The 24373-nt window shown below is 74.2% G+C and carries 25 protein-coding genes; 15 read left to right on the top strand and 10 right to left on the bottom strand.

Features of this window, described 5'->3' with window-relative positions; all coding sequences use genetic code 11:
* Positions 1 to 94: 94 nt before the first annotated feature.
* Complete coding sequence (locus BG452_RS17310; protein WP_188305203.1) at positions 95 to 1057, bottom strand: helix-turn-helix transcriptional regulator; 963 nt, start codon at positions 1055 to 1057, stop codon at positions 95 to 97.
* A 102-nt stretch (positions 1058 to 1159) separates the two neighbouring features.
* Here BG452_RS17310 and BG452_RS17305 point away from each other — a divergent pair, with 102 nt between their 5' ends.
* The 5 genes from BG452_RS17305 (at position 1160) to BG452_RS17285 (ending at position 5819) form a co-directional block, all read left to right on the top strand.
* Positions 1160 to 1894, top strand: a complete 735-nt coding sequence (locus BG452_RS17305) for an alpha/beta hydrolase (protein ID WP_188305202.1) — start codon at positions 1160 to 1162, stop codon at positions 1892 to 1894.
* Positions 1895 to 2021: 127 nt separating this feature from the next.
* Positions 2022 to 3467 (top strand): dihydrolipoyl dehydrogenase family protein, encoded by a 1446-nt coding sequence (locus BG452_RS17300; RefSeq protein WP_188305201.1) that lies wholly within the window; start codon positions 2022 to 2024, stop codon positions 3465 to 3467.
* A 135-nt stretch (positions 3468 to 3602) separates the two neighbouring features.
* Positions 3603 to 4697 carry a WD40/YVTN/BNR-like repeat-containing protein gene (locus tag BG452_RS17295; protein WP_188305200.1) on the top strand — a complete coding sequence of 365 codons (1095 nt, stop codon included), beginning with the start codon at positions 3603 to 3605 and terminating at the stop codon, positions 4695 to 4697.
* Positions 4698 to 4838: 141 nt separating this feature from the next.
* Positions 4839 to 5594, top strand: coding sequence for a GNAT family N-acetyltransferase (locus tag BG452_RS17290; RefSeq protein ID WP_317621094.1), 756 nt, complete (start codon positions 4839 to 4841; stop codon positions 5592 to 5594).
* An 87-nt stretch (positions 5595 to 5681) separates the two neighbouring features.
* A complete protein-coding gene (locus BG452_RS17285; protein ID WP_188305198.1) occupies positions 5682 to 5819 on the top strand; it encodes a hypothetical protein in 138 nt (45 codons plus the stop codon).
* 17 nt (positions 5820 to 5836) lie between these two features.
* Here BG452_RS17285 and BG452_RS17280 read toward each other — a convergent pair whose 3' ends face one another.
* The gene (locus BG452_RS17280; protein ID WP_188305197.1) at positions 5837 to 6790 is read right to left on the bottom strand and encodes a DUF4436 family protein; all 954 of its coding nucleotides are present in this window, start codon (positions 6788 to 6790) and stop codon (positions 5837 to 5839) included.
* 155 nt (positions 6791 to 6945) lie between these two features.
* Between BG452_RS17280 and BG452_RS17275 the strand changes: the two genes are divergently transcribed.
* Positions 6946 to 7980, top strand: a complete 1035-nt coding sequence (locus tag BG452_RS17275; RefSeq protein WP_188305196.1) for a LacI family DNA-binding transcriptional regulator — start codon at positions 6946 to 6948, stop codon at positions 7978 to 7980.
* Positions 7981 to 7988: 8 nt separating this feature from the next.
* On the opposite strand, the gene BG452_RS17270 is transcribed toward BG452_RS17275, so the two are convergent.
* The gene (locus BG452_RS17270; protein WP_188305195.1) at positions 7989 to 9026 is read right to left on the bottom strand and encodes a sphingomyelin phosphodiesterase; all 1038 of its coding nucleotides are present in this window, start codon (positions 9024 to 9026) and stop codon (positions 7989 to 7991) included.
* Between the two features lie 232 nt (positions 9027 to 9258).
* The gene (locus tag BG452_RS17265; protein WP_188305194.1) at positions 9259 to 9777 is read right to left on the bottom strand and encodes a GNAT family N-acetyltransferase; all 519 of its coding nucleotides are present in this window, start codon (positions 9775 to 9777) and stop codon (positions 9259 to 9261) included.
* Positions 9778 to 10051: 274 nt separating this feature from the next.
* On the opposite strand from BG452_RS17265, the gene BG452_RS17260 reads away from it, so the two are divergent.
* Both BG452_RS17260 and BG452_RS17255 read left to right on the top strand, forming a co-directional pair.
* Entirely contained in the window at positions 10052 to 10423 is a 372-nt protein-coding gene (locus BG452_RS17260) for a YciI family protein (RefSeq protein WP_188305193.1), read from the top strand.
* Between the two features lie 73 nt (positions 10424 to 10496).
* Entirely contained in the window at positions 10497 to 11750 is a 1254-nt protein-coding gene (locus BG452_RS17255) for an RNA polymerase sigma factor (RefSeq protein ID WP_188305192.1), read from the top strand.
* Between the two features lie 45 nt (positions 11751 to 11795).
* Here BG452_RS17255 and BG452_RS17250 read toward each other — a convergent pair whose 3' ends face one another.
* Positions 11796 to 12263 carry a MarR family winged helix-turn-helix transcriptional regulator gene (locus BG452_RS17250; RefSeq protein WP_188305229.1) on the bottom strand — a complete coding sequence of 156 codons (468 nt, stop codon included), beginning with the start codon at positions 12261 to 12263 and terminating at the stop codon, positions 11796 to 11798.
* A 139-nt stretch (positions 12264 to 12402) separates the two neighbouring features.
* Between BG452_RS17250 and BG452_RS17245 the strand changes: the two genes are divergently transcribed.
* A complete protein-coding gene (locus BG452_RS17245; RefSeq protein WP_188305191.1) occupies positions 12403 to 13185 on the top strand; it encodes a dioxygenase in 783 nt (260 codons plus the stop codon).
* A gap of 34 nt (positions 13186 to 13219) precedes the next feature.
* Here BG452_RS17245 and BG452_RS17240 read toward each other — a convergent pair whose 3' ends face one another.
* The 3 genes from BG452_RS17240 to BG452_RS17230 form a co-directional block, all read right to left on the bottom strand.
* Positions 13220 to 13867, bottom strand: a complete 648-nt coding sequence (locus BG452_RS17240; protein WP_188305190.1) for an NAD(P)-dependent oxidoreductase — start codon at positions 13865 to 13867, stop codon at positions 13220 to 13222.
* Between the two features lie 155 nt (positions 13868 to 14022).
* A complete protein-coding gene (locus BG452_RS17235; RefSeq protein ID WP_188305189.1) occupies positions 14023 to 14409 on the bottom strand; it encodes a VOC family protein in 387 nt (128 codons plus the stop codon).
* Positions 14410 to 14413: 4 nt separating this feature from the next.
* Complete coding sequence (locus BG452_RS17230; RefSeq protein WP_317621093.1) at positions 14414 to 14998, bottom strand: GNAT family N-acetyltransferase; 585 nt, start codon at positions 14996 to 14998, stop codon at positions 14414 to 14416.
* A 104-nt stretch (positions 14999 to 15102) separates the two neighbouring features.
* Here BG452_RS17230 and BG452_RS17225 point away from each other — a divergent pair, with 104 nt between their 5' ends.
* The 3 genes from BG452_RS17225 to BG452_RS17215 are packed head-to-tail and all read left to right on the top strand — an operon-like array spanning position 15103 to position 17862.
* Positions 15103 to 15870, top strand: coding sequence for an SDR family NAD(P)-dependent oxidoreductase (locus tag BG452_RS17225; RefSeq protein WP_188305188.1), 768 nt, complete (start codon positions 15103 to 15105; stop codon positions 15868 to 15870).
* Between the two features lie 39 nt (positions 15871 to 15909).
* Positions 15910 to 16275 (top strand): MerR family transcriptional regulator, encoded by a 366-nt coding sequence (locus tag BG452_RS17220; RefSeq protein WP_188305187.1) that lies wholly within the window; start codon positions 15910 to 15912, stop codon positions 16273 to 16275.
* 51 nt (positions 16276 to 16326) lie between these two features.
* Complete coding sequence (locus tag BG452_RS17215; protein ID WP_188305186.1) at positions 16327 to 17862, top strand: AMP-binding protein; 1536 nt, start codon at positions 16327 to 16329, stop codon at positions 17860 to 17862.
* Between the two features lie 9 nt (positions 17863 to 17871).
* On the opposite strand, the gene BG452_RS17210 is transcribed toward BG452_RS17215, so the two are convergent.
* Positions 17872 to 18699 (bottom strand): helix-turn-helix transcriptional regulator, encoded by an 828-nt coding sequence (locus BG452_RS17210; RefSeq protein WP_188305185.1) that lies wholly within the window; start codon positions 18697 to 18699, stop codon positions 17872 to 17874.
* Positions 18700 to 18878: 179 nt separating this feature from the next.
* On the opposite strand from BG452_RS17210, the gene BG452_RS17205 reads away from it, so the two are divergent.
* The 3 genes from BG452_RS17205 to BG452_RS17195 all read left to right on the top strand — a co-directional run bounded on the left by BG452_RS17205 (position 18879) and on the right by BG452_RS17195 (position 21018).
* Complete coding sequence (locus tag BG452_RS17205) at positions 18879 to 19730, top strand: TIGR03084 family metal-binding protein (protein WP_188305184.1); 852 nt, start codon at positions 18879 to 18881, stop codon at positions 19728 to 19730.
* Between the two features lie 65 nt (positions 19731 to 19795).
* Positions 19796 to 20353: a Uma2 family endonuclease gene (locus BG452_RS17200; RefSeq protein ID WP_188305183.1), complete on the top strand. Its 558-nt coding sequence runs from the start codon at positions 19796 to 19798 to the stop codon at positions 20351 to 20353.
* Positions 20354 to 20403: 50 nt separating this feature from the next.
* The gene (locus tag BG452_RS17195) at positions 20404 to 21018 is read left to right on the top strand and encodes a hypothetical protein (protein WP_223242340.1); all 615 of its coding nucleotides are present in this window, start codon (positions 20404 to 20406) and stop codon (positions 21016 to 21018) included.
* A gap of 25 nt (positions 21019 to 21043) precedes the next feature.
* Here BG452_RS17195 and BG452_RS17190 read toward each other — a convergent pair whose 3' ends face one another.
* Positions 21044 to 24358 carry an error-prone DNA polymerase gene (locus BG452_RS17190; protein WP_188305181.1) on the bottom strand — a complete coding sequence of 1105 codons (3315 nt, stop codon included), beginning with the start codon at positions 24356 to 24358 and terminating at the stop codon, positions 21044 to 21046.
* Positions 24359 to 24373: the final 15 nt, after the last annotated feature.

Raw genomic sequence — 24373 nt, 5'->3', positions numbered from 1 at the left:
GAGGCCTCCGTCGTGGGACATCCGCCGTGGGACATCCGTCGTGGGACATCCGCCGTGGGACATCCGCCGTGGGATCCCCGCTCCGGGGCCGCCGTCAGGCCGGTTCCGCGCCCCAGTCGGCCAGCCGGGCCGCGAGCGCCCGCACCTGCGCCCGCAGTTCGGCGGGCTCGCGGACGGTGAACGGCCACCCCAGGCCGGCCAGCAGCACCGCGACGCCGTCCAGGTTCTGCGCCCGGGCGCGCAACAGCACCCGGTCCTCGGCGAGTTCGGTGAGCGTGCCGACGACGGGCGGCAGCCGGCGGCGGGCCTCGTCGAGGGAGACCCCCAGCTCCACCTCCACCCGGTGCCGCCAGGGCGCCCCGGCCAGCGACTCCACCACCCGCTGCACCGGGTCGAAGTCCTCGGGCGGCTCGAAGCCGTCCGCGCCCGGCGTGACCCGCTCGATCCGGTCCAGCCGGAAGGTGCGCAGCTCGCCGCTGCGGTGGTCGAGCCCGGTGGTGTACCAGCGGCAGGAGTGGAAGACCAGGCCGTACGGGTCGAACTCGCGCTCGCTGGGCCGGTCTTCGCGGTCCCGGTAGGCCAGCTTCACCCGGTGTCGGCGACGCGCCGCCCCGGCCAGGGTGAACAGCGCGGCGGAGGCCGGGCTGGGGCCGGCCGCGGGCGCGGCGGACAGCCCGAGGGTCTGCTCGACGGCCTCGATCCGCTCGCGCAGCGGCGGGGGGAGCACCCGCTGGATCTTGGCGAGCGCGGTCTCGGCGGCCCGCTCCCCCACCGACAGGCCCGAACTGCGCCCGGCCAGCAGGCCGAGCACCACCGAGGCGGCCTCGTCGGGGTTGAGCATCAGCGGCGGCAGCCGGAAGCCGGGCAGCAGGCGGTAGCCGCCGTAGCGGCCACGCTCGGCCCGTACCGGGATGCCCAGTTCGGCGAGGCGGGCGGTGTAGCGGCGGATGGTGCGCTCGTCCACGTCGAGCCGGGCGGCCAGCTCGGCGCCGGTCAGGCCGGGGCGGTCCTGGAGCAGCTCCAGGAGGGCGAGCACACGGCTGACCGGGTGTTCCACCGGGGCGCTCCTTCCGGGTCGGGTCATCCGGGCGGGTTCCGTCCGGATTCGATCCTAGGGTCGGTCCCGACGCAATCCCCATCGTGGAAGGAGCGGTGCACCATGAGCACGTTCGTACTGGTTCCCGGATTCTGGCTCGGCGCCTGGGCCTGGGACGAGGTGGCCGCGCCGCTGCGCGCGGCCGGGCACGGAGTCCACCCGGTGAGCCTGCCGGGCCTTGCCGAACGGGCGGGCGAGCAGGGTGAGTTCGGACTGGAGGAGCACATCGCCGACCTGGCGGAGCTGCTGGTCCGCGAGGACCTGTGGGACGTCGTGCTGGTCGCCCACAGCGGCGCCTGCGCCCCGGTGGGCGGGGTCGCGGACCGGATGCCGGAGCGGATCCGGCGGGTGGTCTACCTGGACAGCGGCCCGATGACCGACGGCACCTCGGTGTACGACAGGTGGCAGCCCGACTTCCGGGCGGAGGCCGACGCCACCGTGGTCGACGGACGCCTCCCGATGCCCTCCTGGACGTACCTGGCCGAGCACGGCTCCAGCACCGAGGGCCTGGACCCGGCCGCGCTGGTGCGGATCCGCGCCCGACTCACCCCGCAACCGGCCGGCACCTACCGGGACGCGCTGCGGCTCACCGGCGCCGGGGCGGCGCTGCCGCAGGCGCTGGTCTCCTGCTCCTTCCCGCTGGAACAGGTGCGGGCGCTGATCGCGGCCGGCCACCCGTGGTTCGCCGGACTCGACGGGCCCGGCTGGGAGTTGCGCGAACTGCCCACCGGGCACTGGCCGATGTTCTCCCGGCCGGCCGACACAGCGGCGCTGCTGGCGCAGCTCGCGGCAATCTGACCCGGTCCGCGTGTTCGCCCGCGCGGGGGCCCCGCCACGTCGCAGGATGGGGCCCATGCCGGCGGCCGTCGAAACCGCCCCAGCACGGACAGAGCACGCGGGACCGCGAGACCACGGAGGACGGGACATGACCAGCAGCACCGCCGAGGAGTACGACGTCATCGTCCTGGGCGCCGGCCCGACAGGCGAGAACGTGGCCGACCGGACCGTCGCCGCGGGCCTGCGCACGGTGATCGTGGAGGCCGAACTGGTGGGCGGCGAGTGCTCGTACTGGGCCTGCATGCCGAGCAAGGCGCTGCTGCGCCCGGTCGCCGCGCTGGACGACGCCCGCGCGGTGGGCGGCGCCCGGGAGGCGGTCGGCGACGGACGGCTGGACCCGGCGGCGGTGCTGGCCCGGCGGGACTCCTTCACCTCGCACTGGAAGGACGACGGCCAGGTGCAGTGGCTGCGGGACACCGGCATCGAGCTGGTCCGCGGCCACGGCCGGCTGGCCGGTGAGCGGACCGTCACCGTGGAGGCGGAGGACGGCACCGAGCGGGTGCTCACCGCCCGGCACGCCGTCGCCGTGTGCACCGGCAGCCGGCCGGTGCTGCCGGCCGAAGTGGCCGGGCTGGCGGAGGCGCACCCGTGGACCAACCGGGAGGCGACCGGCTCGCCGACCGTCCCCGGGCGGCTGGTCGTGGTCGGCGGCGGGGTGGTCGGGGTGGAGATGGCCACCGCCTGGCGGGCGCTCGGCTCCGAGGTGGTGCTGCTGGTGCGCGGCGACGCGCTGCTGCCGCGGATGGAGCCCTTCGCGGGCGAGCTGGTCGCCGACGGGCTGCGGGAGGCCGGGGTGGACCTGCGCTTCGGCACGGAGGTGACCGCGCTGGAGCGGACCGGGGCCGATCGACCGGTGGTGCTGACGCTCTCCGGCGGCGAGCGGCTGACCGCCGACGAGGTGCTGTACGCGACCGGACGGGCCCCGCGCACCGCCGACATCGGGCTGGAGCAGGTCGGGCTGCGGCCGGGCGGCTGGCTGGACGTGGACGACAGCTGCACCGTGCTGGGTGTGGACGGCGAGTGGCTGTACGCCGCCGGGGACGTCAACCACCGGGCACTGCTCACCCACCAGGGCAAGTACCAGGCCCGGATCACCGGGGCGGCGATCGCCGCCCGCGCCCAGGGGCGCGCGCTGGACACCTCGCGCTGGGGCGCGCACTCCGCGTCCGCCGACCTGGCCGGCGCGCCCCAGGTGGTGTTCACGCACCCGGAGGTCGCGGCCGTCGGCCTGACCCTCGCCGAGGCCGAACGGCTCGGACTGCGGGTCAAGGCCGTCGACCACGAGATCGGCGACGTCGCCGGGGCCTCGCTCTACGCCGACGGCTACCGCGGCCGGGCCCGGGTCGTCTTCGACCTGGACCGGGAGGTGATCGTCGGCGCCTGCCTGGTCGGCCCGGCCGTCGCCGAACTGCTGCACTCGGCCACCGTCGCGGTCGTCGGCGAGGTGCCGATCGACCGGCTCTGGCACGCCGTCCCCGCCTACCCGACGATCAGCGAGGTCTGGCTGCGCCTGCTGGAGGGCTGCCGGGGGTGAGCCGCCCCCTCCCCGGGGCGCGGCGCGGCGGGATGTGACCACCGGCGAACGGCGGGACACTGGCGAGGGGCGCGTCCGCCGCGCCCCGGGGGGCCGTCCCGGGGGGGCCGCGCTCGTGATCAGGTGGTGTGAGGCATGACCGAGGTGCTGTTGGCCGTCGGAACCGAGAAGGGCCTCTTTCTCGGCCGCAGCCGCGACCGGCTGGACTGGAAGTTCAGCGGGCCGCACTTCCCGATGAACGCGATCTACTCCGTCTCCATCGACCGCCGTGAGGAGCGGACCAGACTGCTGGTCGGCGCCGACAGCAGCCACTGGGGCCCTTCGGTGTGGCGCTCCGACGACCTCGGCGCCAGCTGGTTCGAACCACCACAGCCGGCGATCCGCTTCCCCGCGTCCACCGGCGCCTCGCTCACCCGGGTCTGGCAGCTCCAGCCCGCCGGGCCGGAAGCCCCCGGGGTGGTGTACGCGGGCACCGAACCCGCCGCGCTGTTCCGCTCCACCGACGGCGGCGAGACCTTCGCGCTGGTCGAGGCGCTCTGGAACCACCCCCAGCGGTCCGAGTGGGGCGCCGGCTACGGCGGCCAGGGCCTGCACACCATCCTCACCGACCCGCGCGACCCGCAGCGGCTGCTGGTCGCCGTCTCCAGCGGCGGCGTCTACCGCAGCAAGGACGGCGGCGACACCTGGGCGCCCTCCAACACCGGCCTGCGCGCCGAGTTCCTCCCGGAGGAGAGCCAGTACCCCGAGTTCGGCCAGTGCGTCCACAAGATCGCCCCGGACCCGGTCCACCCCGACCGGCTCTACCTGCAGAACCACGGCGGCGTCTACCGCAGCGACGACTGGGGCGAGAACTGGCGCTCCGTGGCGGACGGGCTGCCCGCCGAGTTCGGCTTCGCCGTCGCCGCCCACCCCCGCCGGGGCGACACCGCCTACCTGTTCCCGCTCGGCGGCTCGGACGACCGGATCCCGCCCGGCCGCCGCTGCCGGGTCTTCCGCACCACGGACGGCGGCACCAGCTGGCAGCAGCTGGCCAACGGCCTGCCGGGCGAGGACCACTACGGCATCGTGCTGCGCGACGCCCTGCGCACCGACGACGCCGACCCGGCCGGGATCTACTTCGGCAACCGGACCGGCGACGTGTACGGCAGCCGCGACGAGGGCGAGAACTGGTCGCTGCTGGTCTCCCACCTGCCGGACGTGCTCTGCGTCCGGGCGGCGGTGGTGAGTTGAGCGCCACCGGGCGCTGAACCCCGGCGCGGGACGCACCACCCCACCGCACGAGGACCCGCCGGTCGAAAACCTGTTGCCCGGACGCTCCGGTACTGGTGAGCATGGGCCGTCGGCGAACGATCTCGCGAAATGGGGTGGGCCGTGCCCGAAACGGACTGGGTGGTCAGGCACGACGACGGCGGCGTACCGGTGCTGCGGTACCAGCCGGGCGAGCGGGAGGGGCGGCCCTGGGCCGACCTGCTGGAGGTGCTGGACGACTCGGCGGACGCCGCCGAGTACATCCGCACCGAGCTGCCCGGCTGGGTGGTCTCCGGCAGCCCCGAGCTCGGACAGCGGCTGCTGGCGCTGGGCGCGACGCCGCTGCGCCACGCCCACACCCTCCGGCGGGACCTGCGCGCCGACCCGCCGCCCGCCGAGTGGGCCGGGGCGCCGCTGCGCGAGGGCCTGCGGGCGGTGCCCTGCGACCGCTCGCCCGAGGAGATGCTGGAGTCCTGGCGGGCCGCCTTCCACCCGACCCACGTGGACCACTTCCCCGGTGACGACGCCCGGGCCCTGGCCGAGCGGATCGGCCCGCTGCTGGCCGGGAAGGTCATCGGCCCGGTGCTGCCCTCCAGCCTGCTCGCCGTGGACGCAGAGGACCGGGTGGTCGGCGCCGCCGTGCTGACCGACCGCGACGGCCTGCCCTGGGTCGCCGACGTGTTCCGCCACCCGCGGCGCGGCTACCGCGGCCTCGGCGCCGACCTGCTGCGCCGGGCGGTCGCGGACGCCGCCGGGCGCGGGCTGGCCGACCTGCACCTGGTGGTCTCCGAGGGCAACCCGGCCCGCCGGCTGTACGAGGGGCTGGGGTTCCGGCTGCGGGAGACCTCGCTGACCGTGATCGTGCCGGACGCCGTCTAGGCTCACGGACCCAGAAACCGGGGCTAAACCGGCCTCGGGCGAGGCCGCGCACGTTCAGATCCTCCAGGTACACCGCGGGTCTCCGGCGTGGAGACCACGGCCAGCCGGCCGGCCGACCTGACCGCCGTGGACGCGCTCGCGCAGACCCTGCTGGTGCTGCGCGGGCCGCGCGCGGAGCGGGCCCTGCGGCTCGCCGCAGAGGCCTGCGCGGACCACGCGGACTGAGGCTTCGGGCCGGGCCGCTACGCGGTGGGCCGGTGGGCGCCCTCGACGCGGGCGCCGCGCACCACGACCATGGTCAGGCCCACCGCGACCAGCAGCTCCGCCCAGAAGAACGCCGCGTAGTCCAGCAGTGTGCCGATCGGCGGGCTGCCGGGGGCGGCGTTGCGCATGCCGACCAGGGCGAACAGGGTGGCCGCCATCCAGCTCAGCGCGGGCCAGACGATGCCGCGCCGCTGCCGGACGATCAGCCAGGCCGCCAGCAGCACGGCCAGGGCCAGCGCCCACATCGCGGCCATCATGAACCAGGCCAGGATGAAGGTGCTGCGCGAGCGGCCGATCCGCTCGGTGACGGCGAGGCCGAGGCCCTCGGCCTCCTCCTCGGCCGGGGTGAAGGCGAAGAACGGGTCGGCCTCCTGGATCCCGATCACCACCGGGGCCGGCTTCCCCCCGACGGTGGCCCGGAAGCCGATCCGGGTGCGGTAGCCGTCGAAGGGGTAGTCGGTGACCCGCCCGCCGAACAGGCTGAACGACACCAGGCTGGAGGCGATCGGCTGGCCGGCCGGGTACTTGAGCACGGTCTGTTCCAGCGAGGTGGTCTCCAGCACCACGTCCTTCGCCGGGATCAGCTGGAGTCCGGGCGTCCCGAGCGCTCCGCGCGGCTGGACCAGGACCTTGGCGCCGACCGTCTGGGCGGCCGCGTCCACCCGCTGGAGCACCACGTCGACCTCCAGGAAGTCCGTTCCGGAGGAACTGCCCACCACCTGGGCGTGGCCGCGGCTGGAGCGCTCGTTGAAGTAGAGCAGCAGGCCCGCGGTCACGGACAGCACGATCGCCACCACCACGGCGTACGCCCGCCAGGGCCGGACCTTCGGCCGGGTGGCGCTCGTGGCACGCACCCGGGCGTGGATGCGGACCCGCGGCCGGGTGGACGGGCGCGGCGGCCGGACGGCCCTGCGGTGCGGCGGCGTACTCATCGGCCTGCTCCCGCGGTCGGTGGCGGCACCCGCTGCCGCCCGTCCCGCAAGCGTCGGCACGGCACCACCTGCCCTGCAACCGGGGCGGGCCGGTCGGGGCCGCCCTCGGATGCGGGAAACGCGCTGGTCGGAGCCGCTGTGTAGGCTCATCCGTCATGGCGAGGGTGACACGGGACGATGTGGCGCGGGTGGCGGGGACGTCCACGGCGGTCGTGAGTTATGTGATCAACGACGGGCCGCGTCCGGTGGCGCCGGCGACCCGGGCTCGGGTGCTCGCGGCGGTGGAGGAGCTCGGCTACCGGCCCAACCGGGTCGCCCAGGCGATGGCCCGGCGGCGGACCGACCTGCTCGGGATGGTCGTGCCGGACGCCCGTCAGCCCTTCTTCGCCGGGCTGGCCCACGCCGTGGAGCAGGCCGCCACCGAGCACGGCCGACTGCTGCTGATCGGCAACTCCGACTACGCCGACGAACGTGAGGCGCACTACATCCGGGCCTTCCTCGGGATGCAGGTGGACGGCCTGATCCTGGTCACCCAGGACCCGGCCGCCCCCGGGCTGACCGGCTTCGACTCGGCCGACGGCACCCCCGTCGTGCTGCTGCACCACCGTACGGAGAGCGCCGACGGCGTGGCCGTGGTGGCGGACGACGAGGGCGGCGCCCGCGAGGTGGTCCGTCACCTGCTCGGCCACGGCCACCCCGAGGTGCACTGCTTCGGCGGCACCCTGGCGCTCAGCCCGCTCGACCCGGTCACCGGGCGGACGGCCGGCTGGGCCGAGGCGCTGGCCGGGGCGGGGCTGTCCACCGACGGGCGGCTCACCCCGGCGCCCTTCGACCGGGTCCGGGCGCACGCCGAGGCGCTCCTCCTGCTGGGCCGGCCCGACCGGCCGTCCGCCGTGTTCTGTGCCACGGACGACCAGGCGATCGGCCTGCTGCGGGCCGCCGACGACCTGGGCATCCGGGTGCCGGAGGACCTCGCGGTGGCGGGTTTCGACGACATCGCCGAGGCGGTGATCGCCGGACCGGCGCTGACCACCGTCACCACCGCGCAGGACGAGATGGCCCGGGCCGCGGTGGACCTGGTGCTCGGCGGGGCGGAGCGCCGCGCCGCCGGGGCCCGGACCTTCCCGGCCCGGCTGGTGGTGCGGCGCTCCTGCGGCTGCCCGGCCGAGACCGCGGCCCAACGGCCCTGAGCCGTAGGTCAGTTCAGCTGGAAACTGGCCTCGACCGGGTAGTGGTCGCTGGGCGCGTTGGTGTCCGGCTGCCCGGGCGCCCAGCCGGCCTGCGGGTCGAAGTCGATCGTCACGTTGGACATCGAGGCGGGCACCGGGCGGCCCGGGGCGTTGAGGTAGCCGATGTAGTCGAGGTCGTCCCGGTAGTCGGTCGGGAAGGTCTCCACGCCCGCCATGTACTGGCACCAGGAGGAGACCGGGCAGTCCATGGTGGTGCGGGCCTGGTTCGGGTCGGTGGCCGGGGTGCCGAGCACGCCGTTGACCGCGTTCTGGGCGTTGGCGTAGTCGCCGCGGCCCTGGCCGTGGAAGTACTCGACGTTGAGGTCGCCGCCGATCAGCACCGGGGCACTGCTGCCGGCGATGCCGTCGACCCAGGCGCGGATCTCGGCGAGCTGGCCGAGCCGGGTGGACTGGGTGGTGTCGGTGGAGGTGTCGGCCTCGTCGGCCTGCAGGTGGGTGCCGACCACCCAGGCGGTGCTGCCGTTCTTGTTCACCCGCACCAGCGCCGCGCCCTTGTTGGCGTGGTAGTCCCAGGTGCCGTAGGTGGAGTTGCTGAAGACGTGGGCGTACTGGGCGGTGATCGGGTACTTGGAGAGGATCATCGTGCCGCCGTTGATGACGAACCACGAGCTGGAGCAGTTGCCGCTGACACCCGTCCAGCCGCCGCCGGAGCAGGTCTGGCCGACCACCGGGGTGCGGTAGGGGTAGAGGTCGGCGAGCTTGGTGTTGATGTCGGCGGTCGAGCTGTTGTTGAACTGCTCGTCCAGGACGACCACGTCGGCGTTGTGCCGGCGGACGATCTGCTCGACCACCGGGGTGCGGCGGGCGGCCTGCTCGTTCTGGGTGCTGTCGACGATGGCGGTGCCGAGGTCGACGTTGAACGCGAAGACGGAGAGCGTGGTGGGGCCCGCCGCGGTGGCGGCGGAGGCGCTCGGGGCGATGCCGCCGAGCAGCAGTGCGGCGGCGGCCGCCGTGGTGAGGGCGGTGGCCGTACGACGCGAGAGCATGGGCGTTCTCCTGGGGATCCGTCAATCCGGTGGGGCCCGGACCGGCCGGGGTGACCGGCCGCCGGGGATTGGCGGGGGAACGCTAGCTACTGCTCGGTACTTCGGGAAGAACGCCAGCCGACCAGTTCCGATCGCTCCTGTGGCGGTGAGGTGTCTGTACAGGTCAGGGCGCTTGGCTGACAAGATGTCTGTACACCCTTGCACCGGACCCCTGGGCCCGGGCGACCCTCCGTCAGCCGTCCGACAGTTCGTCCGCGAGCAGATCCATCAGCAGGTTGTCGTGCCAGCTGCCGTCCGAACCGCGCTCGTACTGGCGCATGGTGCCGACCGGGCGGAAGCCCACCTTGGTGTAGCAGCGGATCGCGGCGAGGTTGTCCACGGCCGGGTCGATCACCAGCCGGTGGTAGTGGCGGTCGTGCACCAGGTGCCGGGCCATGGTGCGCACCGCGTCGGTGCCCAGACCCAGGCCGTGCACCGAAGGGTCCAGGAAGAGGTCCATCCCGGCGTGGCGGTACTCGTCGTCGTTCTCCGCGTACCACTGGACGGCGCCGACCACCCGGCCGCCCACGTCGATCGCGAAGGTCTCGGTGTCGGGCGATTCCAAGTCCCGCGCGACCTCGTCGACCAGGTCGTCACCGCCGCGCCAGCGGGCGAACACCTCGGGCGTGCTGCGGATCGCCACCAGCGTCGGGATGTCGTCGGCGGTGGCCGGGCGGAGGGTGACCAGGGTGCCGTGCAGAATCGTCCCCATATGGGGCATGTTGACACGGAAAGCCGCCCCGGTCGAGCGGTTTCGTCACCGCCGGGGCGGGGCGGCCGGGGCGGGCGTTCAGGGCCGCTCGGGAGAGCGGGGCGGGCCGTCCGGCGAGGTTTGGACCATTCGATCACGGACGGAGCAACCCGCGGCCCCCGGTCCGGGAACCGGCGGAAAGATTCTCCGCGACGGGTGTCGATCCGGCGCCGGCCCGATCGACGCAGGGGTGAGCGGCGGGGAGAGGCCCCGCCCGCACGACCGAGGAGCCACCATGCCGCGCTTCATGACGCTGATCCGCATCGACGAGAACGCCCGGGACGACTGGGAGCCCGACCCCGGGTTCGAGCAGCGGATGGGTGCGCTGTTCGAGGAGATCACCCGGGCCGGGGTGATGCTGGGGACCGCCGGGCTGACCCCGACCGCCCAGGGCACCCGGCTGACCTGGAACGACGGGAAGATCGGCTACACCGACGGGCCGTTCACCGAGACCAAGGAGGTCGTCGGCGGCTACGCGATCCTGCAGTGCAAGGACAAGGCGGAGGCGCTGGAGTGGACCCGCCGCTTCCTGCGGACCCACCCGACCCACTGGCCGGTCGAGGCGGAGGTCCGGCAGATCGAGGAGATGCCGCAGCCCCCGCAGTAACGGCCGTGGCGCCCGCACCCGCCCCGGTCGCCTCCCACCCGGTTGCCTCCCGATCCGTCGGCTGCTCTGATGGGTGGCCGTGACGGAGAGGGAGGCGACGGACGTCGTCGAGGCGGTGTTCCGGATCGAGTCCGCGCGGATCATCGCCGTGGCCGCGCGGATCGTCCGGGACGTCGGCCTGGCCGAGGAACTGGCGCAGGACGCGCTGGTGGCCGCGCTGGAGCAGTGGCCGCGCGACGGCGTCCCGGACAACCCGGGCGCCTGGCTGACGGCCACCGCCAAGCGGCGGGCGATCGACCTGGTGCGCCGCCGGGAGGTCTACGCCCGCAAACTCGCCGAGGTGGGGCGGTCGTTGGAGGACGCAGCACCGGAGCCGGAGGAACCGTCCGACCCGGAGTCCATCGACGACGACCTGCTGCGGCTGATCTTCACCGCCTGCCACCCGGTGCTCTCCGCGCGGGCCCGGATCGCGCTCACCCTGCGGCTGCTGGGCGGGCTGACCACCCCGGAGATCGCCCGCGCCTTCCTGGTACCGGAGTCGACGGTGGCGCAGCGGATCGTCCGGGCGAAGCGGACGCTGGCCACCGCGCGGGTGCCGTTCGAGGTGCCGTACGGGGAGGACCGGGCGCAGCGGCTGGCCTCGGTGCTGGAGGTCGTCTACCTGATCTTCAACGAGGGTTACTCGGCCACCGCCGGGGACGACCTGCTCCGCCCGCAGCTGTGCGAGGACGCGCTGCGACTGGCCCGGGTGCTGGCCGCGCTGGTGCCCGACGAGCCGGAGGCCCACGGGCTGGCCGCACTGCTGGAGTTCCAGGCCTCCCGGACGGCCGCCCGCACCGGGCCGGACGGGCGCCCGGTGCTGCTGGCCGAGCAGAACCGGGCGCGCTGGGACGGGCTGCTGATCCGGCGCGGCTTCGAGGCGTTCCAACGGGCGGGCGCCGGGCCGTACTCGGTGCAGGCCGCGATCGCCGCCTGCCACGCCAAGGCGCGGCGGTACGAGGACACCGACTGGGCGACGATCGCCGCGCTGTACGGGCGGCTGCTGGTGCTGACGCCCTCGCCGGTGGTGGCGCTGAACCGCGCGGTGGCCGTCTCGATGGCCCAGGGCCCGGCCGCCGCCCTGGAGTTGGTGGACGAGCTGGCGGCGGAGCCGGCCCTGCGCGGCTACCACCTGCTGCCGAGCGTGCGGGGTGATCTGCTGGCCCGGCTGGGGCGGAGGGCGCAGGCGCGGGCGGAGTTCGAGCGGGCGGCGGAGCTGACCCGCAACGAGCGGGAGCGGGAGCTGCTGCGGGAGCGGGCCGCCGCGTTGGGGGATTCAGAGCCTTAGGGGGTTTCGGGCCTCAGGGGGTTTCGGCCTTAGGGGGTTTCGGCCTTAGGGGGTTTCGTCCTGGCGCAGGCGGGCGCTGACCGCGCCGAGGCTCTCGGCGAGGACGGCGAGCTGTTCGCGGCTGAGTACGTCGATCAGCAGCTCGCGCACCAGGGCGACGTGCCCGGGGGCGGCCTGGCGCAGGGTCTCCCGGCCTTGGTCGGTGAGTTCCGCGATGACGCCGCGCACGTCGCTGGGGCAGGAGCGGCGGCCGACCAGGCCCATCCGCTCCAGCTGGGTGACCTGGTAGGTGAGGCCGCTCTTGGAGGTGACCAGCTTGTCGGCGAGTTCGGTCATCCGCAGCGAGTCGCCGGGGGCGGCGGAGAGGTGGACCAGGATCTCGTACTGCTGGTGCGAGAGGCCGGAGTCGTCCTTGAGCTGGCGTTCCAGCCGCCGGTTGAGCAGGTTGCTCGCGACGACGAAGCCCCGCCAGGCGGCCATCTCGTCCTGGTCGAGCCAGCGGGGTTCGTTCAGTGAGGACATGGGGTGAAGCCTACTCCTGTTGTTCAAATTCGAACGAAGGTGTACCGTCCCGAGATAGAGGTTCAAATTTGAACTACTCCCTCGATCCCTTCAGCTCGATCCCTTGAACTTGGTCCTTGAGGAGGACGCCATGAGCACCGCGGCCCCCGAGCGCATGCCCGCCCTGTACCTGTCGCACGGCGCGCCGCCGCTCGCCGACGACCCGATCTGGCCGGGCCAGCTGGCCGCCTGGTCCGCCGGCCTGCCGCGGCCCAAGGCCGTCCTGATGGTCTCCGCCCACTGGGAGGAGGCCCCGCTGGCCGTCGGCGCCGTCACCACCGTCCCGCTGGTCTACGACTTCTGGGGCTTCCCCGAGCACTACTACACGGTCCGGTACGACGCCCCCGGGGCGCCGGAGCTGGCCGAGCGCGTGCGCAAGCTGCTGCGCGCCCCCGGCACGCCCGTCCAGGACATCCCCGACCGCGGGCTCGACCACGGCGCCTACGTGCCGCTGGTGGAGATGTTCCCGGAGGCCGACGTCCCGGTGCTGCAGATCTCCATGCCCACCCTGGACCCCCAGCGCCTGCTGGAGATCGGCCGCCGGCTCGCCCCACTGCGCGACGAGGGCGTGCTGATCATCGGCAGCGGCTTCTTCACCCACAACCTGCGGGCGCTCAGCAGCGACGGCCGGATCACCTCGGTGATGGCCGAGTTCGACGACTGGGGCAGGCGCGCCCTGGACGCCCACGACCTGGACGCGCTGCTCGACTTCGAGCACAAGGCCCCGGCCGGACGCCTCGCCCACCCGCGCACCGAGCACTTCGCCCCGCTGTTCGTGACCCTCGGCGCCGGCGAGGCCGACCTCGGCAGCCAGCGCAGCGTGATCGACGGGTTCTGGATGGGGCTGGCCAAGCGGTCGATCCAGCTGGGCTGAACGGGGCCCCGGGCCCGGGCCCGGCCCACGGCGGTCACAGGGCGCAGCAGGTGAAGCGCTCGCCGATGTGCTCGGGCTGCTCGATCTCGTCCACCAGGGCGACCGCGTAGTCCGGCACCGAGATCCGGCTGCGCCCCTCGGCGTCGGTGAGCAGCTGTTCCAGGCCCGTCCGGTAGCGGCCGGTCCGCTCCCCCGGGCCGATCTCGGCGGCCGGGCTGAGCACCGTCCAGCGGACGTCGGAGACCGTCCGGTAGTAGTCCAGGGCCGCGCCGTGGGCGTGCATGATCTGCAGGACCGGCTCCGGCAGGCCCGGGGCGTCCCAGACCCGTACGCCCGGCGCGGTCTCCAGGCTGCCCGCGCCGCCGACCGCGACCAGCCGGGGCGCGCCGTCGGCGAGCGTCCGCAGGCCCTCGACCAGCGAGCGGGCGGCGGGTTCGATCAGCGCCAGGTGGCCCGTGCCGTCGCCGCCGCCGACGGCGCTCACCAGGACGTCCCGGCCGGCCGCCACCCGGGCCACGTCCGCCGGATCCAGCACGTCGCCGCGTTCCACGGCCGCGGCCCCGCCCCGGTAGTGGTCCGGCCGGCGGACCACGGCGGTGACCTCGTGCCCGCGGGCCGCCGCCTCCGCGACGACGGCGCTGCCGATGGTGCCGTTGGCGCCGATCACGGCGATGCTGGCCATGGAGTACCTGCCTGGTGCTCGGAGGGGTGGCCTCGTTGGTGTCAGACAGGGTCGATTATCCGGCGGACGCCCGGTGACGGCCCGGCGCCGTCGGCCCCGGGGCTTCAGGCGGCGCCGGGCGTTCAGGCGGCCCGGGGCTCAGACGGCCCGGTGGCTCAGGCGGCGCCGGTGGCGCTGCGCTCGGCCTGGCTGCGCTCGACGCACAGCTCGTTGCCCTCCGGGTCCGCCATGGTGACCCAGCCGGTGCCGTCCGGGCGGCGCTGGTCGGACAGCACGGTGGCGCCCAGGGCGAGCAGGCGCTCGACCTCCTCGTCGCGGCTGCGGTCCTGCGGCTGGAGGTCGAGGTGGATCCGGTTCTTCACCGACTTGCCCTCGGGCACCCGGATGAAGAGCAGATCGGCACCGGCGGAGTTCACCGCCACCTCCTCGTCGCCCGGGTTGTCGTCCTCGGCCACGGTGCCGTCCAGCACCTGTGCCCAGAAGCCCGCGAGCGCGTGCGGGTCGGCGCAGTCGATCGTCACGTGTCGTACCAGAGAAGCCATGCGCTCACTCTGACCCGTGCCGTCCGGCCGCGTCCAGTCGTTTCCGGGAGTGCCGGTGACCGTCCATCGGATACGGCGGGAAGGCCGGGAGGATCTCCGTGAAGGCGTAGCCGCTCTTCTCCGCGACCCGGCAGGAGGCGTCGTTGTCGCCCTCGTGCAGCAGGTCGATCCGGAGCAGGCCGTCCCCGGCGAAGACGTCGAAGGCCCAGACGGTGAGCCCCTCCACGGCGCGCGGGGCCACGCCCCGGCCGCGCGCCGCGGCCACCGTCCAGTAGCCCACCTCGGCCCGCTCCCCGCCCGGGGCGCCGCGCTTGAGCACCACGTTGCCGACCAGTTCGCCGGCTTCCAGGACGGCGAAGGCGAAGCGGGTGCCCGCCCTCCGGCCCTCGTACTGCACGGCCAGCCACTGCGCGGCCTTCTCCGGGTCGTCCGGCCAGGTCCGGGTGAAGCGGCGCAGCGTCTCGTCCCGGTAGGCCTCGATCAGGGCCGGGGCGTCGGCGTCCTCGAAGGGGCGCAGCAGCAGGCCGTCCGCCGTCGGACGGGTGGACGTCGAGCGCATGGTCGTCGGACGGGTGCTCAGGTGGCTCACGGGCGGTCTCCCCCTCTGGTCGTTGCGATCCCTACGGACGACCGGCGGCACCCCGCGGTTGCGACTTGACCCTGACGCTGGCGGCAGGGTCGGAGGGTGTGCGCATGAGCAACGAGAACGAAGCGGGAATCGGCCGGGTCGTGGTGGTCACCGGGGCGGGAACGGGGATCGGACGGGAGACGGCACGGGCCTTCGCCGCCGGTGGCGCCCGGGTGGTGGCGGTCGGGCGCCGGCCCGGGCCGCTGGCGGAGACGGCCTCGGCCCACCCAGGACTCATCGAGCCGCTGGTCGCCGACATCACCGGGCCGGACGCCCCCGAGCGGATCGTCGGAACGGCCGTGGAGCGGCACGGGCGGCTCGACGTCCTGGTCAACAACGCCGGCATCGTGCACGGCGACCAGCACCTGGGCGGCTTCCACCGGGCCGGCATCGAGGCACTGCTGTCCACCAACCTGGTCGCCCCGGTGCTACTCGGGCAGGCCGCGGTGCCGGCGCTGGCCGAGAGCCGGGGCGTGGTGGTCAACGTCAGCACCGCCGTCGGGCAGCGCGGCTGGCCCACCAACTCGGTGTATGCGGCGGGCAAGGCCGCACTGGAGACGATCACCCGCAGCTGGGCGGTGGAACTCGCCCCGCGCGGCATCCGGGTGGTGGCGGTGGCGCCCGGCGCGATCGACACGCCCATCGGCGAGCACTCCGGCTTCAGCCCCGAGCAGTCGGCGGCGATCCTCGAGTGGCAGTTGCGGATCACCCCGCTGGGCCGGATCGGCCGGCCCGCCGAGGTGGCCTGGGCGATCACCCAACTCGCCGCGCCGCAGGCCTCGTTCGTGACCGGCGTAGTCTTGTCGGTGGACGGGGGCGCGCTGGTGGCCTGAGCGGCCTGGCGGCTTGAACGACGGACGAGACGGGCAGCGGTGCGGATCGGGGAACTGGCACGGCGGACGGGCAGCACCGCCCGGGCACTGCGGCACTACGAGCAGGCCGGGCTGATCGCCTCCGAGCGGGCGGCCAACGGCTACCGGGAGTACGCGGACCCGGCGGTCGTGCGGGTGCGCAACATCCGTGCCCTGGTGGCCGCCGGGCTCACCCTGGAGGACATCCAGCCACTGCTCGGCTGCCTGGACGGGGACGTGCTCTCCCGGCGGCCCTCCGAAGGGGTGCTGGAGATCATCCGGGAGCGGCTGGCCGTCCTGGAGCGCCGGATCGCCGCCCAGACCGAGACCCGGGACCGGCTGGCGGCCACCCTGGCGGCGTCCGAGCGGATCCGCTCGGACGGGTGACACCCCCGATCGGGGGTGTGCAGCGCCACTGCCGGAGAGGACAGTGGGCGCATGCAGATTCCACTCTCCGTGATGGACTTCCTCGACCGGGCCGAGCTGGTCTACGGCGACCGGATCGGGATCGTCGACGAGCCGGTGCAGCCGGCCGAATCCTGGGGCGAGCTCGGCTACCGGCGGGTCGCCGAACTCGCCCGCGCCCAGGCGGCCGGGCTGGACCGGCTCGGCGTCGGGCCGGGCGAGCGGGTCGCGATCGTCTCGCACAACTCGGCCCGGCTGCTCACCTCCTTCTTCGGGGTGAGCGGCCACGGCCGGGTACTGGTGCCGGTCAACTTCCGGCTGCGGGCCGAGGAGGTCGCGTACATCGTCGAGCAGAGCGGCGCCTCCGTGCTGCTGGTCGACCCCGAACTCGCCGACGCGCTGCACGGAGTGGTGGCCAAGCACACGTTCGTACTCGGCGCGGACAGCGACGCCCTGCTGTACGACTTCGCCAACCCGCCCCGCCGGTACGCGATCTCCGAGAACGACACCGCCACCATCAACTACACCAGCGGAACCACCGCCCGCCCCAAGGGCGTTCAGCTCACCCACCGCAACCTGTGGCTGAACGCCACGCTGATGGGCCTGCACTACGGCGCCAACGACCGGGACGTGTACCTCCACACCCTGCCGATGTTCCACGCCAACGGCTGGGGCCTGCCGTTCTCGCTCACCGGGCTCGGCGCCCGGCACATCGTGCTGCGCAAGGTCGACGGCGCGGAGATCCTGCGCCGGGTCGAACGGCACGGGGTGACCTTCCTGTCCGGCGCGCCCGCCGTGGTGCAGATGGTGCTGGACGCGGCCGCCGACTGGGACGGCCCGGTGCCCGGCCGGGACCGGGTGCGGATGATCGTGGCCGGCGCGCCGCCGCCGACCTCCGTGGTGCAGCAGGTGGAGGAGCAGCTGGGCTGGGAGTTCATGCAGCTCTACGGTCTGACCGAGACCGCCCCGATCGTCACCGTCAACCGCTCCCGCGCCGAGTGGGACGCCCTGCCGGCCGCCGAACGGGCCGAGAAACTGGTGCAGGCCGGCGCCCCGGCGCTCGGCACCCAGCTGCGGGTGGACGCCACCGGCGAGGTGCTGGTGCGCTCCAACACCGTCCTGGACGGCTACTGGCAGCAGCCGGAGGCGACCGCCGAGGCGCTGCGCGACGAGTGGTTCCACACCGGCGACGGCGGCACCCTCACCGACGGCCAACTGACCATCTCCGACCGGAAGAAGGACGTCATCATCAGCGGCGGGGAGAACGTCTCCTCGATCGAGGTGGAGGACTGCCTGTACAGCCACCCGGCGGTGGCCGAGGTCGCGGTGATCGGGGTGCCGCACGAGAAGTGGGGTGAGACGGTCAAGGCGCTGGTGGTGCTCCGGGAGGGCCAGGAGGCCGTCACCGAAGCCGAGTTGATCGCGCACTGCAAGCAGCGGCTGGCCGGCTACAAGTCGCCCACCTCGGTGGAGCTCCGGGAGGAGCTGCCGCGCACGGCCACCGGGAAGCTACAGAAGTTCCGGCTGCGCGAGCCGTACTGGAGCGGGCGGGAGCGGCAGGTCAACTGACCTCGGGGCTCAACCGACCAGGCCCGACTCCTTGGCGGTGAGGGCGAGTTCGGTCCGGTTGCGGACACCGAGCTTGTGCATCGCGGACTTCAGGTAGCCGGTCACGGTGTTGCGGGTCAGGCCCAGGTGGGCGGCGATCTCCGGGTTGGTCCGGCCGGTCGCCGCCCAGCGCAGCACCTCGTGCTCGCGGCGGGTCAACGGCCTTGCCGGGGGCGCCGGTCGGGGCCGCTCGGCCGAGCCCGGTCGGGGCTGCTCGACCGACCCCGGCCGGGGATCCTCCCGGCTCCAGGCGGCTGCCCCGACGAGCGCCCGGGTGGCCGCCGCCGCCAGCCTGCCGACAGCGGAGATCCGGACGTCCCCGAACGGCACCACCGCGCGCAGCGAGGCGTACACCACGCCGTACACGGTGTCGCCGTCCAGCAGCGGGACGGTGAGCATCGCGTACAGGTCGTCGGCGGCCACGGCCGCGTCGTAGTGGTGCGAAATGGTCGTCGCCGCACGGTAGTCGGGCACCCAGGTGGGCGCGCGCTCGGCCAGCGCCCGGCCGCCGAGGCCCAGGCCGGCCGGGACGGGCACGTCGTGCAGCAGGTCCGCCCGGGTGCCGGCCCAGTGCCGCAGCACCATGCCCTCGCTGCCGGGGCGGCTCCCGGGCAGCGGCTCGGGCACCCCGACCAGACCGACGTCGACGCCGCACTCGTCCACCACCCGGCGGGCGAGGTCGCCGAGCACGGCGCACCGCACCAGTTCGGCGGCGCGGACGGCGAGTTCGGGGTCGTCGGGCCGCACGGCGTCGTCGACGGATCGCGCGGCGGTGGGGGTGTCCGCAGCCCTGGTCATCGCGGAATTGTCACACGTGGTGCGACCGGTGGCGAGAGTCCTGACGTGCGTGTTTCGTGGAGTGGCGGGCGCCGGAAGCCCGCCGGGCGTAGGGTGCGGCCGTGCGCTACCGGCGGGTAGCAACTGCCACGGTTCCTGTTCAACCGCATCGTGTCCAACCGCAGTCGGAGGGGAAGCCGATGACCGACCCGAACGCCCCGGGCGACGTCCCGCCCGCACCCCACGTGTCGCCCGTCCTGCACGGCCTGCTGGCCGACCTGCGGGCCGAGAGCGCCGTCCTGGACGCACTGGTGGCCGAACTGCCGGCCGCGGGATGGGCCTCGGCCACCCCGGCCGAGGGCTGGACGGTCGCGCACCAGATCGCCCACCTGGCCTGGACCGACGACTGGACGGCGCTGGCCGCCCGCGCCCCGGAGGACTTCACCGCCTCGCTCGGCGGCCGCTTCACCGAACTGCTGGCCGCCGGGGCCGACCCGGTCGAGGAGGGCGCCCGGGAGGGCGCCGCCGCCGAACCCGCCGCCCTGCTCGCCCGCTGGCGGGCCGGCCGGGAGGAGGTGCTCGCCGCGCTGGCCGCCGCCCCCGCCGACACCCGGCTGCCCTGGTTCGGCCCGCCGATGAAGCCCGCCTCGATGGCGACCGCCCGGCTGATGGAGACCTGGGCGCACGGCCAGGACGTCGCCGACGCGCTCGGCGTGCCCCGGGAACCCACCGACCGCCTGCGGCACATCGTCCACCTCGGCCTGCGCACCCTCGGCTTCGCCTTCACCGCCCACGGCCTGCCCGCCCCCGAGACCCCGGTCCGGCTCGAACTGACCGCGCCGGACGGCGACTCCTGGACCTTCGGCCCGGCCGACGCGACGGACCTGGTGACCGGCCCGGCACTGGACTTCTGCCTGCTGGTCACCCAGCGCCGCCACCGCGACGACCTGGCCCTGGCCGCCACCGGCCCGGTCGCCACCGCCTGGCTGCCGATCGCCCAGATCTTCGCCGGTCCCCCCGGCAAGGGACGGCAGCCGGCCGCCGGCGGCTGAGCCGCCCTGGGCGGGTCTTTGCATAGACTGCGAGTCGGCCGAACGCACAGACCGGAGGAAGCGCCATGAGCTTCTACGAGCAGCACCGCGAATACGTCGAGGAGGTGCTGCGCACGGCCCCCGAAGGCGTCCGCGTCGAATGGTCCGGCGACACGCTGATCATGCAGGCGGTCCCCTCCAACATCCACCAGTTGAACATCGCACTCGTCCAGCGGCAGTTCGAGCGCCATGTCCCGGACGGCTACGTTTACAGCGGTTACAGCGCGCTGACCACCCCCGACGTGACGAAGGAACGCAACCCCGATCTGACCTACCTTCCGATCGCCGCCCTGACCCGGGGTGGCAACACCACCCCCGCCGAGGAGGCCCTCGTCGTGGTCGAGGTGGTCTCGCCGTCCGACTCGGGGAACGACTGGGTGGACAAGCTCCGCGACTACGCGGTGATGGGCATCCCGCTCTACCTGATCGTCGATCCACGGGAGGGCACGGTCACGCTGTTCTCCGAACCGAACCACGACCGCTACCACGTGCGGCACGACCGGAAGTTCGGCGACAGCATGCGCATCCCCGACCCGTTCGACTTCGACCTGGACCTGAGCGGGCTCGTGCGCTACCCCGAATGAGCGGCACCGGCGGTGAGCGAACTGTCGGACCGTCGGGGAGAATGGCGGGCATGAACGACCTGCTCAGTCGCCTGCCCGCCGTCACCGACCTGCGTGACCGCTGCCGCGCCCTCGCCATGCTCGACGCGATCCTCAGCCCGGAGGACTGGGATTCGCGGTACCACTCCTTCGACTCCCACTGGGACGAGGGCGAGGAACTGGCGTCGATGCGCAACGGCCAGGGTGACGACTGGTGCGTGATCTTCTCCCCCGTCGGCGCCTACGGACGGGCCTTCGACCACGAGGCGCCCAACGCCCCGGAGCTGCTCGCGGCCGTACCCGAGGAGTTCCGCCGCTTCGCCGAGGAGCCCGCCCTCGGGGACGAGGACGGCCCGACGGTCACCCGCTGCTTCTGGCGCGGCCAGGGTGACGACGCCTGGCGGGGCGCGGCGGCCGAGCACGGCGCGGAGCACCTGGTCGAGCTGCTCGCCGACGGCTCGGCCGAGGCCTACCTGGCCTGGGCCCAGGACTACTTCGAGCCGGAGCAGGAGCTGGACCTCGCCGCGATCGGGCACGTCCTGGCGCTGCGCCCGCTCACCCCGGCCGTGATCGCGGCGCTCAACGCGGAGACGGACCTGGACGAACTGGCCGAGGACCTCGCGGAGATCGGCTATCCGGTGGCCTGAGCCGGTGCCGCGCCGGCGGTCACCCTCAGAGGCCGATCCGGAGCGGGGTGAGCCGGGTGGCGATCAGGTTGGTGGCGCCGCGGTCGCGTTCGATGTGGCCGTGCACCAGCAGGCCAGCCCGGTCCAGGGCGGTGCGGCGCTGGGACTCCCAGACCGGGCGGTTGCAGATCACGTTGATCAGTCCGGTCTCGTCCTCCAGGCTGAGGAAGAGCACCCCGCCGGCCGTCGGCGGGCGCTGCCGGTGGGTGACCAGGCCGCCGACCACCACCGCCGTTCCCGGTGGCACGTCCGGGAGTCGGGCGGCGCTGAGGGCGCCGCCGCGGTCCAGGTGGGCGCGCAGGTGCTGGAGCGGGTGGCTGGTGGCGGAGGTGCCGGTGGCCCACAGGTCGGCGATGGTCTCCTCGATCGGGCTCAGGCCGGGCAGCTCCGGCGCCTCGGTGCCGGGCGTGGTGCCGGGGAGCAGGTCGGCCGAGATCCCGGCGAACGCGCCTGCTGCCCACAGCGCCTGACGCCTCGTCAGGCCGAAGCAGTCGAAGGCCCCGGCGGTGGCCAGCGCCTCCAGGGCGGGTGCGGGCAGGCCGGTGCGGCGGGCGAAGTCCTCCAGGTCGGCGTAGGGCTGCCCGGCCGCGATCGCCTCGGCCTGCGGGGTGCCGATGCCGCGCACCGTCTCCAGGCCGAGCCGGATGGCCGGCTGCGGTCGGCCGGCGGTCAGCGGGGGCGCGGGCGTCGGGCCCCGGTAGGGCTCCAGGGTGGGGCGCGGCCCGCTGGCGTTGACGTCCACCCCGCGCACCCGGACGCCGTGCCGCCGTACGTCCGCGACCAGGCTGAGCGGCGAGTAGAAGCCCATCGGCTGGTTGGCCAGCAGGGCGCAGGTGAAGGCCGCCGGGAAGTGGTGCTTGAGCCAGGCGCTGGCGTACACCAGGTAGGCGAAGCTGATCGCGTGGCTCTCCGGGAAGCCGTAGTTGGAGAAGGCCTCGATCTTGCCGTAGACGTCCTCGGCGACCTCGGGCGGGATGCCGCGCTCGGCCATCCCGGTGAGCAGCCTCGTCCGCAGCCGGGCGACCCGTTCGTGGGAGCGTTTGGCGCCCATCGCCTGGCGCAGCCGGTCGGCCTCGGAGGGGGTGAACCCGGCGCAGTCGATGGCGAGTTGCATCATCTGCTCCTGGAACAGCGGCACCCCGAGGGTCTTGCCGAGGGCGTTCTCCATCAGCGGGTGCGGGCAGCCGGGCGGCTCCACCCCGGCGCGGCGGCGCAGGTACGGGTGGACGGAGCCGCCCTGGATCGGGCCGGGGCGGATCAGCGCGACCTCGACCACCAGGTCGTAGAAGTGGTCCGGCTTGAGCCGGGGCAGGGTGGCCATCTGCGCCCGGGACTCGACCTGGAACACGCCCACGGTGTCGGCGCGGCGCAGCATCGCGTAGACGCCCTTGTCGTCGTCCGGGATGCCGGCCAGGTCGTAGCGCAGGCCGTGGTGTTCGGCGATCAGGTCGCAGGCGTCGTGGAGTGCGGCGAGCATGCCGAGGCCGAGCAGGTCGATCTTCACCAGTCCGGCGCCGGCGGTGGACTCCTTGTCCCACTGCAGGACGGAGCGCCCCGGCATCCGGGCCCACTCGGTAGGGCAGATCTCCCCGATCGGCTCCCTGGTGAGCACCATGCCGCCCGAGTGGATGCCCAGGTGGCGGGGCAGGCCGTGGAGTTGGGCGGCGAGCGAGAGCACGTCGGCGGGGATGACGGCGTCCGCGCCGGGGGCGGAGCGGAAGTCGGTCTGCCGGCTGAAGGCGTCCACCTGGCCCTGGGGGTACCCGAGCACCCGGGCGGCGTCGCGGATCGCCAGCCGGGGGCGGTAGGTGATCACATTGGCGACCTGGGCGGCGTGCTCGCGCCCGTAGCGGCGGTAGACGTACTGGATGACCTCCTCGCGGCGGCGGTTCTCGATGTCCAGGTCGATGTCGGGCGGGCCGTCCCGGGCGGTGGAGAGGAAGCGCTCGAACAGCAGCTTGTAGTGGATCGGGTCGACGGCGGTGATCCCGAGGGCGTAGCAGACCGCCGAGTTGGCGGCCGAGCCACGGCCCTGGCACCAGATGTCCTGGCTCCGGCAGAAGTCCACGATGTCGTGCACGATCAGGAAGTAGCCGGCCAGCGCCAGGTCCTCGATCACGTCCAGTTCCTTGGCGAGCTGGCGGCGGGCGGCGGCGTTGCCGGGGCCGAAGCGGGCTGGGCCGCCGGCCGCGACCAGGGCGCGCAGGTGGCCGATCTCGGTCCCGCCCTCGGGGACGGGGTAGCCGGGCAGTTCCGGGTCCAGCCTGGCGAAGTCGAAGGCACAGGCCCGGCCGAGTTCGGCGGTGGCCCGCTGCACGCCGGGGAAGCGGGCCAGCCGGGCGGCCATCTCGCGGCCCGAGCGCAGGTGCGCGGTGCCGGACGCCCGCGTCCAGCCGGCCGCCTCCTGGAGGGTGCGGCGCTCCTGCAGGGCGGCCAGGCTCTGGGCGAGGCGGCCCTGGGCGGGGCCGGCGTGGTGGGCGTTGGTGGAGGCGACGGTGGGGATCCCGAGTCCGGCGGCGAGCGCGGCGAGGGCGTCGTTGCGCCGGTCGTCGCCGGGCAGCCACTGGTCGATCAGCTCGACGTACACGTTCTCGCGGCCGAACGCCTCGGTGAGAGTGAGGAGTCGCCGCTCCGCGTCACCGGTCGCCAGGCCCGCCGGGACCCGGCCGAGGCGGCAGCCGGTGAGCACCGCCCAGTGGCCGTCGTGCGCCCCGGCGAGCGTCGCGAGGTCGTACGCCGGGCGGCCCTTGGCACCGCCGGCCAGTTGGGCGGCGGCGATCGCGGCGGAGAGGCGGCGGTAGCCGGCCGGGTCGCGGGCGAGGACCAGGAGGTGTTCGGTGGAGTCTTCTTGACGGAGTGTCAGTTCGGCACCGAAGGCGGTGGCCACGCCCGTCCCCCGGGCCGCCTCGGCGAGCCGGACAGCGCCGTAGAGGCCGTCGTGGTCGGTGATCGCCAGGGTCTCCACGCCCAGCCGGGCCGCCTCGGCGACCAGGTCCTCCGGGTCGCTGGCGCCGTCCAGGAAGCTGAAGGCGGAGTGGACGTGCAGTTCGGCCCAGGGTTCGCCGTTCTCCGCCTTCGCGACGGGGGGTTCCTCGGCGGTGGGCTGCTCGGCGGTGGGCTGCTCGGCGGTGGGCTTCTCTGCGGTGGGCTGCTCGGCAGATGGCCTCCCGGCGGTCGGCTGCTCGGCAGAGGGCTTCTCGGCAGGGCGGCGCAGCGGGACGACCGTGCGGTCCGGCCCGGCGCCGGTCAGCCGGCGGTGCAGTTCGCTCCAGGGGAGGGTGGGGTGGCTGGTGAAGCCCATCGGGGTTGCCTTCGT

The sequence above is a fragment of the Streptomyces sp. CBMA123 genome (genome assembly GCF_014596465.1).
Classification (GTDB): Bacteria; Actinomycetota; Actinomycetes; order Streptomycetales; family Streptomycetaceae; genus Kitasatospora.
The sequence above is the reverse complement of the archived record's forward strand: the minus strand, read 5'-3'. Positions and strand labels throughout refer to the sequence as shown.